Source organism: Nioella sp. (assembly GCF_964229645.1).
Classification (GTDB): domain Bacteria; phylum Pseudomonadota; class Alphaproteobacteria; order Rhodobacterales; family Rhodobacteraceae; genus Nioella.
On the sequence record NZ_CAXREX010000024.1, the window covers coordinates 1 to 14539 of the forward strand.

A 14539-nucleotide genomic window follows, 5' to 3' on the forward strand; every position below is an offset into this window, starting at 1 on the left:
AAAGTCACGCGCCGCGCCTCGGCCCGCATTGCCGAAGCTGCCTTCGCCCTCGCCGCAACCCGCCCCGCCCGACATGTGACTGCGGTGCACAAGGGCAATGTTCTGCGAGTCTCGGACGGGTTGTTCCTGGAGGAATGCCGCAGGGTTGCGGCAGAGTTCCCGGAGATCACCTATGACGAGGTTCTGGTCGACGCCATGGCCGCGCATCTGGTGCGCGCGCCTGAACGCTATGACGTGATCGTCACCACCAACATGTATGGGGACATCCTGTCTGACCTCGCGGGCGAATTGTCAGGCAGCCTGGGCCTGGCCGCATCGCTCAATGCCGGGGCGGAACATGCCATGGCGCAAGCCCAACATGGCTCGGCCCCCGATATCGCCGGGCAAGGCCTCGCCAACCCGACAGGATTGATCGGATCCGTTGCCATGCTGCTAGACTGGCTGGCCTCCCGTGGTGCGAGGGGCCGCTACGCGGAGGCGGCGGGCGCGATTGCCTCGGGGCTGGAAGCGGCACTGGCGAAACCCGAAACACGCACCCCCGACCTGGGCGGTGGGGCAAGCACCGCAGGCATGGCTCGTGCCGTGGCGATCAGCCTAGGGACGTGAAGGCCCGGTCGAGCCCTTCGGCCACGACCTCCACATCCTCCAGCGTCAGGCACATCGGCGGCACCATGCGCAGGACAGACTGCGTGGGCCCCGACTTGGACAGGATCAGGCGCGACGCGCGGCAGTTCTCGAAGACCGCTGCGGTGACCTCGCGGTCTGGCTCCTTGCTGCGGCGGTCCTTCACCATCTCGATGGCCAGCATCAGCCCCCGCCCCCGCACGTCGCCGATGGCCTCGTGCTTGTCCTTCAACTCGTGCAAGCGCTTGAGGAGCGCAGCGCCAACCGTCTTGGCATTCTCCTGCACCCTGTCCTCTCGGATCACCTGCAACACCGCACGACCCGCCGCGCAGCTCGTGGGGTTCGCACCATAGGTGTGGAACATGAACTTTTCCGCCATCGGGACGGCGATCTCTTTCCGCGTCACCACCGCACCAAGCGGGAAGCCGTTGCCGATCCCCTTGGCCATGACGATGATGTCGGGGACGACGCCATCGGCCTCGAACCCCCACATGTTATCACCGGTACGCCCGAAGCCCGACTGCACCTCGTCCGCGATATAAAGCCCGCCCGCCGCGCGCACCCGCTCCGCCGCACCCGACATGTAGCCCTTGGGCATCTCGATGATGCCGCCATATCCCTGCACGCTTTCAACCAGCATCCCGGCGATCTTGCCAGAGGTCGCGGTGGCAATGGTGCGCTCGATTTCATCCAGATACGGCGCAGCCCCCGCATTCTCGCCAAAGATACCGCGATACTGGTTTGGGTCGGTTACGAAAGCGACGTTGCCGGGCATGCCGGGGTGGCGCCAGGTAGAAATGCCGGTGACGGATTGCGCGGCGGCGGTCGGCCCATGATAGGCGGTGCGCAGCGCCAGAAGGTCCAGATTGCCCGTGTAGGTCCGCGCGATGGTCATGGCCAGATCGATGGCCTCTGCCCCTGAATTGGTGAAATGCACCACCCAGTCGGGGCCTTTGGGCAACGTCGCGGCCAGTTCCTCGGCCAGATGCGCGGGGACCGGGTGATAGAACATCGTCGTGCAATGGGTCAGGTCAGCTGCCTGCGCCTGTGCGGCGGCCACCACCTTGGGGTGGGAATGGCCAACCGAGATGCAGACATTCATCCCCAGAAGGTCGGTGTACCTGTTGCCCTCGGCATCCCACAGATACTGCATCTGGCCCTTGCGAAAGACGATCGGGTCCTTGAAGGGCACGAACTTGGTCTGCGTCGCGGCGTAGTAAGTGTCGCGGCGGCGAGCGGTGCCTTCGGTCGTCCAGTCGATGGGAAGGTCGGTCATCATGGGCTCCTGTTCAGCCTCGCAGGCGGGCATTGTCTGGGTCGAAAGGTGGGCGCGCCAGGACGGTGGCGGCGTGGCGCTGGCCAAGGATCTCGATACTGAGAGGTTCACCCGACAGCGGCTCGCGCAGCAGCGCAAGGGCCAGAGCGTGACCGACCCTATGGCCAAACCCGCCAGACGTAACGATGCCGATGATACGGCCGCCCTGCCACACGGGATGGGCGTAGAACGGGTCAGTCGGACCCTCCTCGACCTGCAACAGCGCCGAGTGCCAATCATTCGACCGGGTCAGCAGGGCCTCTCGACCTGGAAAAGCCCGGCCTTCGGTCTTGGTGAAGGCGCCAAGTCCACTTTCCAGCGGCGAACGTTCGGTTGTCAGGTCCGCCCCCCACCCACGGTAGCCCTTTTCCAACCGCATGGAATTGGCAGCATAGGCCCCGTAAAAGCCCAGGCCGTGTGGGGTGCCCGCTGTCTCCAGCGCATCGAAAAGCGTGCCGAGATCGGTTGCATCTGCATGCAGTTCCCATCCCAGCTCTCCAAGGTAGGAAACGCGCAACGCGCGAACGTCCACGCCCGCCACGCTGATTTGCCGCACGCTAAGCCAGGGGAAGCCTGCGTCCAGATCGGCATCGGTCAGGGTCGCAAGGACAGCGCGTGATGTCGGCCCCATCAGGCCGATGACACCAAGCCGCTCGGTCACGTTGGCTACCGTCACATCGTGATCCGCCGCATGGGCATTTAGCAGGTCGAGGTCAATTTCCTCTGCCGCTGCCGCGCTGGTCAGGTAGGCCTGATCCTCGGCAAGTCGCGCTACGGTGAATTCCGACAGAACGCCGCCTGCCGGGGTCAGCGCATGGATCAGGCCCACGCGCCCCACCCTCGGCGCGGTATTCGCGCCGAGGGTGTTCAGGAATTCCGCCGTGCCGGGCCCGATGATCTCGAATTTCGAGAAGACGGACAGGTCAGCCATCGCCACGCCCGACGTGACGCGAGCCACCTCGCGCGACACGACCGCGAACCAGTTGCTGCGATTGAAGCTTTCCTGCGCCCGGTCGCCCGGCTTATCCGAGAACCAGTTGGGCCGCTCCCATCCATGCGCTGCCCCCATGACCGCGCCGCGGGTCACCATCCGGTCATGCAGCGGCGAGAGCCGCAAACCGCGTCCGGCGGGGCGTTCCTCGTAGGGGTAGTGCACGCCGAATTGCAGCCCGAAGCATTCCACCGCCTTGGCCACGCGGAAATCGCGATCCGCCCAGGGCCCGAAGCGGCGGCTGTCCACCGCCAGCGCATCCATCGGCGGCGCGCCTTGGGTCATCCAATGGGCGAGGAACCAGCCCGCGCCGCCGCCTTCCATCACCCCCATCGACGATCCGGTCAGCAGCCACGCTCCCGGCACCCCATGGGCCGGACCGATGAGCGGGTTGGCATCGGGGGTGAAAGTGATGGGGCCGTTCACGACCGTCTTGACCCCGCCATTGCCCACGGCGGGCACACGGGCCATCGCGGCCTCGATGATATGCTCCACGCGATCAAGATCGGGCGGCATAAGCTCCGCCCCGAATTCGGGCGGCACCCCGTCGACGGACCAGACCTGCGCTTCCTTCTCGTATGGCCCGAGGATCAGCCCGTCGCGTTCCTGACGCAGATACCAGCTTTCCTCCGGATCCCGGATCATGGGCAGTTCCGGCAGGCCCGCCGCAATGCGCGCGGCCACCTCGGGCACGGTGTCGGTTACCAGGTATTGGTGCAGCACGGGAACGGAGGGCACGTTCACACCCATCATCCGCCCAACTTCGAAGCCCCATGTGCCAGCTGCGTTCACGACCTGGAGGGCGCGGATCGTGGCCTTGGGGGTTTCGACGATCCAACCATCCCCTTCGCGCCGGATCGAAAGAACCGGGTTCTGGCGCAGGATCGTCACTCCGTGCCGTTGCGCGACCTGCGCCATCGCGTTGGTGGCCAGCGACGGATCCACGTGGCCGTCATCGGGCTCGTAGATCCCTCCGATCAGGCCGTCGAGCCGGGCCAGTGGGTGGAGTTCAGCGATCCGCCCTGGCGTCAGAACCTCCAACGGATAGCCCGTGAAGGCCGACAGGCCCGCAACGTGCCGAAACTCGTCCATCCTGTCAGGGTTCTTCGTCACCCGCATCGCCCCAGACCGGTGGAAGCCGCAGCTTTGCCCGGTCTCTTCCGGCAACACGTCCCGGTAGAGCCTTACCGAATGCGCGCGCAGCGCCTGGATCGTCGCACTGTGGGCAAAATGGGTGCAAAGCCCCGCCGCATGCCAGGTCGACCCGTGGGTGAGGTCGTTCTTTTCGGTCAGCACAACGTCCGACCAGCCCGCCTTTCCCAGATGATAGGCCAGCGAGACGCCCATGGCCCCGCCGCCGATGATCAGAACCTGCGCCTTGGTCATGCGCGCATCCTTTCGCCCTTCGGGTCGTAGGGGGGCCTGGCCAGCGCCTTCGCCGGATGGCGCGTCCCCGCGATTTCGATGTCAAAGCGCCTCTCGGCCAGGGGCGTCTCGGCGAGGTCCAGCAGCGCGAAGGCCAGTGTAAGGCCCGTGCGCGCCCCGCGCCCGCCCGAGGTGGTCAGCCCGACCACTTGGCCGTTCTCCCACACGGGTTCGTCATGCAGCACCAGGGGGGCGCCTTCGACCTCCAGCAAGGTCAGCTTGCGGGCAAGCCTGCCGCGCTGCGCCTCAAGCGCGGCCTTGCCCACGAAGTCCTTGCTCCAGTCGATGCAGAAGCCGAGCCCCGCCTCCAGCGGCGTGATGTCCGGCCCCACGTCATGCCCCCAATGGACGAATCCTTTCTCAAGGCGGCAGGCATCGACCGCATAATGCCCCATCGGGCGCGCCCCGGCGGCGATGAGCAGGTCGAAGAGCGGCCCCGCCACATCGGGCGTGGCAGTCAGTTCCCACCCCAGGTCCCCGACGAAGCTGATCCGCGTAGCGCGCAGGTCCTTGCGGGCGATGGGAATGGTGCGGGCCGTCGCGAACGGGAAGTCCTGCCAATGATCGCCAAGGGCCGCTGTCAGCAGATCCCGCGCCCCCCCGCCCATCACGCCGATGACACAGCTTTCCTCGGTCACATCGGTCACGGTCACGTCAAACCCTGCTGCAGCCCGGCGCAGCAAGGCGCCGTCGCGCCAGCGCGTTGCGGCCCCGGACACGAGGCGGAAGCGGTCTGCCGACAGGCGGGTGACGGTCACATCCGCTTCGATCCCGCCCCGGTCGTTCAACAGCTGGGTATAAACGACACGGCCTTCTGCCACGTCCATCCTTGAACACGCGATCCTGTCGAGGAATGCAAGAGCGTCAGCCCCGTGGACATGAAACTTGGAGAAGGGCGACAGATCGAGCAAAACGGTGCCTGTTTCCATCCGCGCAGCCTCGCGCCAGACGATGCGCTCCCAAGGCTGTGCGCCGATGGAATAGGGAAGCCTTTGCTCCGCGTCCTGTTCCGCATACCAAAGACCGCGCTCCCATCCTGCTGTCTGACCGAAGACAGCGCCCCGCGCTGCCCACCTGTCATGAAGCGCGGACATGCGCAGGCCGCGCCCGGCTTTAGGCTGCTTGAAGGGCCAGTGCAGGGCAAACTGGTCGGACACCGCTTCGCGCATGCGTTCGGCCATATGCGCCTCCCCCGCCGCACGCGGATCACAGCGGGCAATATCGACTTCCCACAGGTCCATGGGGGGCGTGCCCTCCACGATCCAGTCGGCCAGCACCCGGCCCACGCCTGCCGAGGACATGACCCCAACGGAATTCATCCCCGCGGCGACGAACAGGCCATCCATTCCGGGCGCTTGCCCCACCAGGGGCTTGGTATCAGCCGTGAAGCTTTCCGGACCGTTCATGAAATGCTGAATGCCCACGGCTTCCAGCGTGGGAACAAGGTTAAGCGCAGCTTCCATGAAGGGCGTGAACTGGTCCCAGTCTTCGGCCATTTCGAGGAAGGGGCGGTTTCCTTCGGGGCCATGCGGGTCCCAGCACTTGGCATCGGGTTCGAACCCGCCGATGACGAGCTTACCCGTATCACCCTTGATGTAGATCCCCCGATCAAGATCGCGCAGCACGGGAAAGCCTGCGAATGCCGTGTGCGGCTCCGTGACGACATACATGTGCTCGACCGCCTGCAAGGGAAGCGCCAGCCCCGCCGTGGCAGCAAGGCGCTTGGACCAGGCCCCTGCGCAAAGTGCTACGCTGTCGGCCCCGATCTCGGTCCCGTCCGACAGGCGGACACCGGTGATGCGCGCGCCATCGCTCAACAGACGCTCGACCCCGGCCCCTTCGCGGATCTCGACCCCGGCAGATTTTGCCGCGCGGGCATAGGCCATGCACAGGTCAACCGGGTTCACGCTGGCATCTTCGGCAACCTCCATGACACCCACGAGCCCGGCAGGGTCGACTGATGGCACGGCCCGGGCAAGATCGGCCCCCGACACCATCCTGGGCGATAGCCCGAAATGCCGGCCTAGCGCGGCGATCCGGTGCAGTTCATCCATCCGCTCGGGCGCGCGCGCCAGCCAGTATCCTCCGGTGCGGCGAAAGCCTGTGGACAGGCCCGTTTCCGCCTCCAGCCTCGGGAAAAGCTCGCCTGCATACATCGCAAGCCGGGTCATGTTGGGCGTGGCGCGCAGCGGGCCGACGATCCCCGCGGCGTGCCAGCTGGTGCCCGAGGTCAGCTGGTTGCGCTCCAAAAGCAGAACGTCCCGCGCCCCGCGCCGGGCGAGGTGGTAGGCCAGAGAGAGACCGATCGCCCCGCCCCCGATGATGATCGTCCGGCTCATGCGCAGGTCCCCCGTTGACAGTTCCCGGCCGCCGCGACAGCCTCGCGCGCATGACACTCCACGCGCTCTGGTGCCACCCCCGCTCCGTCTCGACCGCCTTCGAACGCATCATGCGTGAACGCGGCGATCTGACCGTTCTGCATGAGCCCTTCATGTATGACTACTACCTGCGCCCGGGGAACCGGACATTCGAGCATTTCGAACCCGAACCGGGCCACCCGACCGACTACGCGGGCATTCGTGACATGATCCTCGATCAGTCGCGCAAGCGCCCGGTATTCTTCAAGGACATGGCCTATTACGTGCAGCATGCGCTGCCAGATGATCCCGGGTTCATGGCCGCTATGAGCCACGCGATCCTGATCCGTGACCCGGCCGAAAGCATCCTGTCCTATCAGCGCAAGGACCCCGGCTTCACCTGCGAGGAAGTGGGGCACGAGGCCCTGTGGCGGCTTTACGAAGCCCTTCGCGCGGCGGGCTCCACCCCGGTTGTGATCCGTTCGGCCGCGCTGCGCACCGACCCTGCCGGGCAGATGGCGCGCTATTGGCAGGCCGTGGGGTTGGAAGACCGCCCCGAAGCGCTGTCCTGGGACAACGAGGTGCCCGAAGGCTGGAAGTCGGTCGAAGCCTGGCATTCCGAAGTTCTGTCGTCCTCGGGGATCAAGCCGGCGGAGGACCGGGATTATCGGGCCGAGCTGGCCGCGCTCGGCGCACCTTTCACCGAATACGACGCCCATCACCGGCCCTTCTACGACCTGCTGTGCAAGGCAGCGGACAACGACGCGCATCAGAAATAGTTCCTGTCTTCGGTCTCGGCCTTTCGGCGCGCGATATAGTCCTTAAGTTCCTCGTCGATCACCGGGTCAAGCCCGGGGTCTTCGTATTCGGCCAGCCGCTGCTTCCACAGGGCATTGGCCCGCTGCGCCATGTCCTGCGCCCCGGCAGCGGACCAATGTTCGTAGGCATTGTTGTCAGGCAGGTCGGGCCGAAAGAGCGCGCCAAGGAAATTCGCCTGCGTGTGCTCGGATCCAAGGAAGTGCTTGCCCGGCCCGGTTTGCGCGATGGCCTCCAAGGCCTGAGCGTTTTCCGACAGGTCGATCCCGTCGAAGAACCGCGCAACCTTGCCGCACAAATCGGCGTCCATCATCGTCTTTTCAAAGCCCGTGACCAGCCCGCCTTCCAGCCAGCCGGTGGCGTGGTTGATCATGTTTGCCCCTGCGAACATCGACATCAGCAGCCCCCAGGTGCCCTCTTGCTGGCTCTGCCCATCGGGCAGCTTCGAGGCCGAGAGCGTGCCGACCGTATGAAAGGGCACCCCAAGGCGCCGCGCCAGTTGACCGGCTGCCAGAACCATCTGCCCGGCCTCTGGCGTGCCGAAGGTTGGGGCCCCGGTCTGCATGGACATGGTCGAGGCAAAGGAGCCCATCAGGCAGGGCGCGCCCGGGTTGATAAGCTGAACAAGCGCAAGGCAGGCTATCGCTTCGGCAAGGACCTGCGCCAGCGTTCCGGCGACGGTGGTTGGGCTCATCGCCCCGGTCAGCATCCAGGGCGTGCAGGCCACGGGCTGCCCCGCGCGGGCATAGGTCTTGAGCGCCCCGGACATGTGGGCGTCCAGAACCAGCGGCGCATTCGTATTCGACACGCAATAGAGAACCGGGTTTTCGGCAACGTAGTCTGCACCGAACAGTATGCGCGCCATGTCGATGGCATGTCCCGCGCGCTCTGCCCCGATGAAAGCCCCCATGAAAGGACGGTCGGACCAGCGGATATGGGCATAAAGCATGTCCAGATGGCGCTTGTTGGCGGGCAGGTCCACCGGTTCGCAGACCACGCCCCCGGAATGGTGCAACCAGGGAATGGTGTGGTGCAGCTTCACCAGATCGACGAAATCCGTGTAGGCGGCGTAGCGCCGTCCCCGGTCCAGGTCCTGCACGAAGGGCGGCCCCCAGGATGGGCAGAGCACGCTGCTGCTGCCCCCGACCTGCACCGACTTCTCAGGATTGCGGGCCTGCTGGATATAGGTCGACGGGGCCGTTGCCGTGATTGTGCGGCGGCAAAACCCCGGCGTGAACCGCACCCGCGTGCCCTCCACGTCGCAACCCGCACGGGCGAAAATTTCCAGAATTTCCGGGTCGTCGTGAAACTCCATACCCGTTTCGGAAAGGATCCGATCGGCATTGGCCTCGATCAGCTCCAGCCCCTCTTGCGACAGCACCGGCAGGGGGCCGATCTTGCGATCAATATAAGGCGCGCGAATAGGGCTATCGCCCGCCTCTCGTCTTCTGCCGCGCCGCGCCATTCCAAACCCCTTATTAGCTTGAAAAGAAGGCTGCACGATCTGGGCTTGCCCAGGCAATCGAATCCGCGCTCTATTAGGTATTCTAATGATGCAAACAAAACTCTCCGCCCGGCTACTGTCCGACAAGAACCTCGTCACCGCGTTGGAGGTCTTCGCAGCCATTGCCGAAACGCGGCAGGTGACGAAGGCCGCACGTCTGCTTGGCATCACGCAATCGGCGGCCTCGCAACAGCTCGCCTCGCTTGAAGAGGCGTGCGACGCGCAGCTGGTGGACCGGTCCGTGCGCCCCTTGCGCCTGACCCAGGCAGGCGAGCTGTGCCTGCGCCATGCGCAACGGATCCTGAACTCCATCGAGGACCTTGCGACCTCGATGCGCCATGAAGGCCCGCGCCCGATCAGCGTGCTGCGCGTGGGCATGCTGGCGTCGATCGCCACCACGCTGACACCACCGCTGGTGCGACTGACAAAAGAAGCGTTCGGGGTTGAAGACCTGACCCTGCATGCGGGGCAGAGCGGCGATCACGAGGCGCTCTTGCGAAACAAGCAAGCCGATCTCGTCATTACGTCGAACCCGTTTTACGACATGGACGGCCTGGAACGGCATGACGTTCTGACCGAATCCTTCCTGCTGGTGCTGCCACGCACCTATGCAGGCCCCCGTCGCACGCTGTCGGAATTGCTGGACCATCTGCCTCTCGTGCGGTTCGCCGCTACCACCTCGGTCGGGCGTCGCACGGAACAGCATCTCAGGCGGCTGAAACTGGCCGCGCCGCGCGTGATCCAGGCGGACCGCTCCAGCATGGTCACGGCCTGCGTGGCTGAAGGTCTGGGCTTCACAATTCTGACGCCAAGCCTGCTGATCGACGGGTTCGTCGAGCAGATGCCCCTATCGCTGTTGCCCTTGCCAGCGGCCGGTTTTTCGCGCTCGATCACGGTCTTGGCCCGGGCGGGGGAACTGGGCACGCTGCCGTCAGAGATTGCCGCCATGGCGCGCGACAGCCTCAGGGAACAGATCGGACGCCAGATGGGCGAGGTCGGGAAAGCGGCGTTGGTTTACCCCGGCGCCTAGTAGTCGCGTTCGAAGAAGACGCCCAGGCTGCTTTCACCATCGCTTGCCACACCGCCGCGCACCGTGACGCTCGGGGTGAGATCGAGGTTGAGAAGCACCTCCGTATCTCCGTCCTGTCCGATTTCCACCTCGGAATAGAGGTTCTCGGAGATGTAGCGCCCGAGCCGCAACTGGGCAGCCCCTTCGTCATCCGTGGTCAGGTCGAAATCGTCGACACCAAGCGACTCCCGCAATCCCGTGATCAGCCCCGATCCACCGGCAAAGCCGGACACCGCATCGACCAGCTGAATGGCCTGCACCGCCGATAGGCTTGTCGCACTGCGCCCGAAGAGAAGCCGCGAGAGGATTTCATCCTCTGGCAGATCCGGCATAGAGGTCAGCGACAGAACCGGGGCCGAGGCCGGACCTTCGAGGATGATCGACGCGGTCACGTCGCCAGACTGGGTAATCGCCACGACCCGCAGGTAGGGATCAAGGCTACCTTGCAGGGTCACGGTCGCCTCGGACATGTCGAAGCGCTGCCCAAGCAGCGACAGCCGCCCGCGGATCAGCTGGAACTGGCCCGAAGGGATCACGTTGGCACTGGTGCCACCGAGGCGGATTTCCCCGCCAAGCTCGGCGTCGAGCCCGCGCCCCCGCAGGAAGATACGCGCAGGCGCCGTCACGGTCAGATCAAGTGCAACGGGCGTTCCGCCATTGGAGCCGTCTCCGATCAGACCAGCGCGGTCCCTGGTTGCGAATTGCCCGCCGCTTTCGCCCACATGGCGAATGTCGGGGATCGGCTCGGACGAGCCGAAGGACAGCTCTTCCAACAGAATGTCGGTCTGTCCAAGCAGGACCTGGCCACTGACGGTTGGCCCCGCGGCCAAGGCACCAGCCACGCGGATCCCTCCGGTCTCGATCACGGTCTGAAAGAGGTCCTCTTCGCGCAGCACCACGCCCGACAGGCCGAGTTCCACCTGTCCGGGGAGGCCCGCTGCCGCCACATCGACGGATCCCTCCAGCGTAAAGCGCCCGCCCGCATCGACGCCCCCGGCCCCCGAGAGCGTGATACGGCTGCCCGAAAGGCTTGCCGTCAGGGCGGCTTCTTCCAGCACCAGCCCGAGCGTCGGCATGGCCACGCGCAGACCGCTCGCCGTCGCAGAACCCGAAAGCGCCGCCAGGCCCGGCTGCCCGCGCAGGGAAAGGTCGAAGCCCGCCATGCCCCGGATCGACCGGGGCGCGATGAAGGGATCAGCCAGCGCAAGGGGCGCAGTCCCGGCAACGGTCAGATCCACGGCGCCATCGGGCAGGCCCACCTGGCCCGATACGGCAGCGGTCAGGCCACCCTGCCCGCTTGCGGTGGCGTCGAGCGTCCAGGGGGCCAGCGCCGCCGGGCGTTCCAGCGAAAGCTCTGCCTCCAGCGGTCCGCTCAGCGCAGAGGTCAGAAGCGCGGCATTCGACAGTCGGGCGCTGGCCTGAAGGCTGCTCGCCCCGGACGACAGCCGACCCGACGCCTGCGCAGACAGTGCGGCCCCGTCGATGTCGAGCTGGTCGAGGTGCAGCCCCCCGCTATCGCGGCGCAGGACCGCTGCGATCCCGGTCTCACCCGCCAGCAGGGTCGCGGAAAGATCATCTCCGAAATCGAGATCCGTGCCGGTCCCGGAAACCGAAAGGTCGAACGCGCCGGACAGGAGCTCAGCCGCGCCGACAACCTGCATCACGGCAGCACCAGATAGCGACTGCCCCGCCAGGCCGGAGAAAGGGGACAGGTCCGCCACCTCGGCCCGCCAGGTAAGATCGGTCTGCAACGCCGATCCCGCAAACTCCATCGTGGCCGAACCACCAAGGCGGGTGCCCTGCGCCACAAGGGCGATGTCGCGTAGAACAAGCGGTGCGCCGTCCTGCCAGGACAGGTCAAAGCCCAGTTGCAGACTTTGGCCCAAGGCGGCCTGTATCGCATCATCCGCATGAGACAGGCCAGACACTTCCGCTAGGCCTGCCGCGGTGACGGCAAGCGCCGCATCATCTGCTCCGGCGATGATGGTTCCCCCCATGCCAAGCCGAACCGTCTCAGCCTCGATGTCACCCACATGCAGCCCCTCAATGACGAACGCGCCGTCCCAACTGTCGCCGTCGGCACGATCGTATCCCACCAAAAGATCTGCCGCGATCACGTCCGCCACAACGGCCCCGACGGGCAGGCGCACCCTGTCCCCGGAGGGGTCGCGAATGTCGCCCGCAACCCGAATGCTCAGGGGCGCTCCCGTCTCGTCAAGCTGAACGGTGCCGCCAAGGCGCAGGGCAGTGGTATGCAGATCGAATCTGTCCAGCGTGATCGCCCCGTTGGGGAAACGCTGTGCCACGGCAGACAGCCCCGCCTCCGAGCCGAAGAAATCCCGGTAATCGGGCAGGACGAGCGCCGCGAGATCACCGCCAAGATCGAGCGTCAGGCGCTGCGTGCCATCTTCCAGTCGCCCGCTGACAATCGAGCCTGTCAGGCGGTCCACTCCATCCGTTGCAAGCGCCGCCGTTATGGTCACGTCATCGACGGGCCCCTGTCCTTGCAAGGACAGATCAACCGAGGGCAGCCCAGGCAGGCCCAGAAGCGTTGCCGCGATCCCGCCGGCCTCTTCTTCGAGGCTCAGTGACAGGGCCATTTCGGCAGTGGCATTGTCATAGCCCGCAGACAGAGAGAACTGCCCGCGCGGGCCATCGAGCCGGCGAAGGTCGAACTGCATGTCCCCCTGCCCGTCAGCAAGATGCGCGCGCCCATTGGCCGAGGCCGATATCGGGAAGCCAACAAGCTCTGCCCCCAGTTCCACCCGGTCGATGCGAAGCTCGGAAAGGCTGATTGACACGGGAAGCTCTGGCAGGCTGAACGGGGTCGCCTCCGGCGAGGCCGCTGCTTCGGATTGCGGCAGGCGATCCAGAACCACACGTTCCGCGCTCAACCGGTCCACCTCCAACGCGCCGCGCAGCAGGGCCGAGCGTGTCCAGGAAAGCTCGGCCCCTTCGATGGTCAGCCAGATCCCGTCGGCATCGGCAATGGTCAGGCGGTCAAGCGTTGCCGTCGAGCTGAGCGCGCCCTGGAATCCCTCGATCCGCACGTCACGGGCAGGCCCGTCCGAGAGGGCGTTCTCGATGAACCGCACCAGGCGCGAACGATCATCGCCTGCCTCCGCCTCGGTCTGGGCAGGGGCCGCGCTGGCAAGGCAGATCGCCATCAGGAAGATCAGGAAACGTTTCAAAATGCCTGTCCGATCCCGATATAGAGCGACAGGTCACTGACCGACGCCGCCCCCCCGACAGGCGCGGCAAGGTCAACCCGGACAGGACCGATCCCGGTCATGTAGCGAACCCCGATCCCGGCGCCCGCATGCCAATCGCTGCTGCCCGACCAGAGCGCATCCGCCGTCACGTAGCCAATATCGGCAAACAGAACCGCGCCCCAATTTCCGACAATGTCCTGCCGAAGCTCCAGCGAGCTGCCGACGAAACTGCGTCCCCCGGTGGCCAGGCCACCCTGGAGCGCCCCAAGCGACTGGTAATCCTGCCCGCGCACGGTGCCCGCCCCGCCGGAAAAGAACAGCCAGTCGGGCGGCAGATCGTCGATATCCCCTCCCTCGACCGTCCCACCTTGAAGGCGCAGGGCCAGCCGTGTGGACCGGGTTTCACCGAAGCCGAGATAGGCGCGTGTGTCGAATGTCGCGCGCAGGCCGCCCCCACCCTCGTTCATTCCGAAAGGGGTCAGCGCGCCGGTCACGAATTGGCCCCCGCGCGCATCAGCAGCGTTGTCGCGATTGTCCCAGGTCAGCTCGGTCGGAAGCGACAGCATGGTGATCCCGCGCTCGGAAAAGGCATCCTCGATCTCGATGCGCGACACCTCCAGCGCGATGGCCCCGTCAAGGCGCGGACTGAACTGGTGACGCAGCCCGGCGGAGAGGTCGAGACTGTCGGTCTGGAAGCTGAACTCGTCGAGATGCTCCAGCGTGGCCCCAAGTTCCAGCGTGGTGTCCGGGGTCAGCGTCGCCGGGCGGGCGAACTGGGCCGAGGCCATGGCATCGAACCCGCCGTTTTCGCCACCAAGCCCGCTGATCTCGGCGTCGAACCGCAGTCGCTCGGCCCCGCCGAAGAGATTGCGGTGCAGCCAGTAGGCGCTGACCATCACCCCTTCCGTTGAGGACAGCTCTGCCCCGAAACCAAGCCGCCTCAGGGGCGCTTCAACCAGTTCGGCCGTGATATCGAGGGTGCCGTCCGGGCCAATGGGCCCTTCGACGAGACCGACCGAACCGAAGGCCCCGCTATCCCGCAAACGCCCGGCCACACGGTCGAGCGTGTCTGGGTCAAATCTCTCCCCTCGTGGCAATCCCGCGATGCGGGCGATCCGCTCGGGCAGCATGTGCACCGCGCCCTCGGGAACGACTTCGCCGAACTGCGCAACCGGACCGGGGTCGAGCATGATCTGGGCATCGAGCTCGCTCTCGCCATGACGGGC

General features: G+C 65.9%; 9 protein-coding genes. 3 read left to right on the plus strand and 6 right to left on the minus strand.

The window, feature by feature from the left end; genetic code table 11:
• The coding region (locus ACEQXV_RS01495; protein WP_370267550.1) for an isocitrate/isopropylmalate family dehydrogenase at positions 1-606 on the plus strand (606 nt) is incomplete at its 5' end.
• On the opposite strand, the gene ACEQXV_RS01500 is transcribed toward ACEQXV_RS01495, so the two are convergent.
• From ACEQXV_RS01500 to ACEQXV_RS01510, 3 genes are read right to left on the minus strand one after another with little or no spacing between them, the layout of a single operon-like run.
• Entirely contained in the window at positions 590-1900 is a 1311-nt protein-coding gene (locus ACEQXV_RS01500; protein ID WP_370267552.1) for an aspartate aminotransferase family protein, read from the minus strand. The genes ACEQXV_RS01495 and ACEQXV_RS01500 overlap by 17 nt on opposite strands.
• A gap of 13 nt (positions 1901-1913) precedes the next feature.
• Positions 1914-4316, minus strand: coding sequence for an FAD-dependent oxidoreductase (locus ACEQXV_RS01505; protein WP_370267555.1), 2403 nt, complete (start codon positions 4314-4316; stop codon positions 1914-1916).
• On the minus strand, positions 4313-6694 hold the full coding sequence (locus ACEQXV_RS01510; RefSeq protein ID WP_370267557.1) for an FAD-dependent oxidoreductase: 2382 nt from the start codon (positions 6692-6694) through the stop codon (positions 4313-4315). The genes ACEQXV_RS01505 and ACEQXV_RS01510 overlap by 4 nt, the downstream gene beginning before the upstream one ends.
• 14 nt (positions 6695-6708) lie before the next feature.
• Here ACEQXV_RS01510 and ACEQXV_RS01515 point away from each other — a divergent pair, with 14 nt between their 5' ends.
• Positions 6709-7491 (plus strand): hypothetical protein, encoded by a 783-nt coding sequence (locus ACEQXV_RS01515; RefSeq protein ID WP_370254869.1) that lies wholly within the window; start codon positions 6709-6711, stop codon positions 7489-7491.
• Here the strand turns inward: ACEQXV_RS01515 and ACEQXV_RS01520 are convergent.
• Positions 7482-8993 (minus strand): trimethylamine methyltransferase family protein, encoded by a 1512-nt coding sequence (locus ACEQXV_RS01520; RefSeq protein ID WP_370254870.1) that lies wholly within the window; start codon positions 8991-8993, stop codon positions 7482-7484. The two genes, ACEQXV_RS01515 and ACEQXV_RS01520, sit on opposite strands and share 10 nt — an antisense overlap.
• 88 nt (positions 8994-9081) lie before the next feature.
• Between ACEQXV_RS01520 and ACEQXV_RS01525 the strand changes: the two genes are divergently transcribed.
• Positions 9082-10062, plus strand: coding sequence for a LysR family transcriptional regulator (locus ACEQXV_RS01525; RefSeq protein ID WP_370254871.1), 981 nt, complete (start codon positions 9082-9084; stop codon positions 10060-10062).
• On the opposite strand, the gene ACEQXV_RS01530 is transcribed toward ACEQXV_RS01525, so the two are convergent.
• On the minus strand, positions 10059-13292 hold the full coding sequence (locus ACEQXV_RS01530) for a translocation/assembly module TamB domain-containing protein (RefSeq protein ID WP_370267559.1): 3234 nt from the start codon (positions 13290-13292) through the stop codon (positions 10059-10061). The genes ACEQXV_RS01525 and ACEQXV_RS01530 overlap by 4 nt on opposite strands.
• Positions 13289-14539: autotransporter assembly complex family protein (locus ACEQXV_RS01535; protein WP_370267560.1), on the minus strand; the 1251-nt coding region annotated here is incomplete at its 5' end. The genes ACEQXV_RS01535 and ACEQXV_RS01530, both read right to left, overlap by 4 nt.

Coding starts and splice junctions, on each gene's coding strand:
- ACEQXV_RS01510 (WP_370267557.1), bottom strand. CDS start 6,694: ATGAGCCGGACGATCATCATCGGGGGCGGGGCGATCGGTCTCTCTCTG.
- ACEQXV_RS01505 (WP_370267555.1), bottom strand. CDS start 4,316: ATGACCAAGGCGCAGGTTCTGATCATCGGCGGCGGGGCCATGGGCGTC.
- ACEQXV_RS01500 (WP_370267552.1), bottom strand. CDS start 1,900: ATGACCGACCTTCCCATCGACTGGACGACCGAAGGCACCGCTCGCCGC.
- ACEQXV_RS01520 (WP_370254870.1), bottom strand. CDS start 8,993: ATGGCGCGGCGCGGCAGAAGACGAGAGGCGGGCGATAGCCCTATTCGC.
- ACEQXV_RS01525 (WP_370254871.1), top strand. CDS start 9,082: ATGCAAACAAAACTCTCCGCCCGGCTACTGTCCGACAAGAACCTCGTC.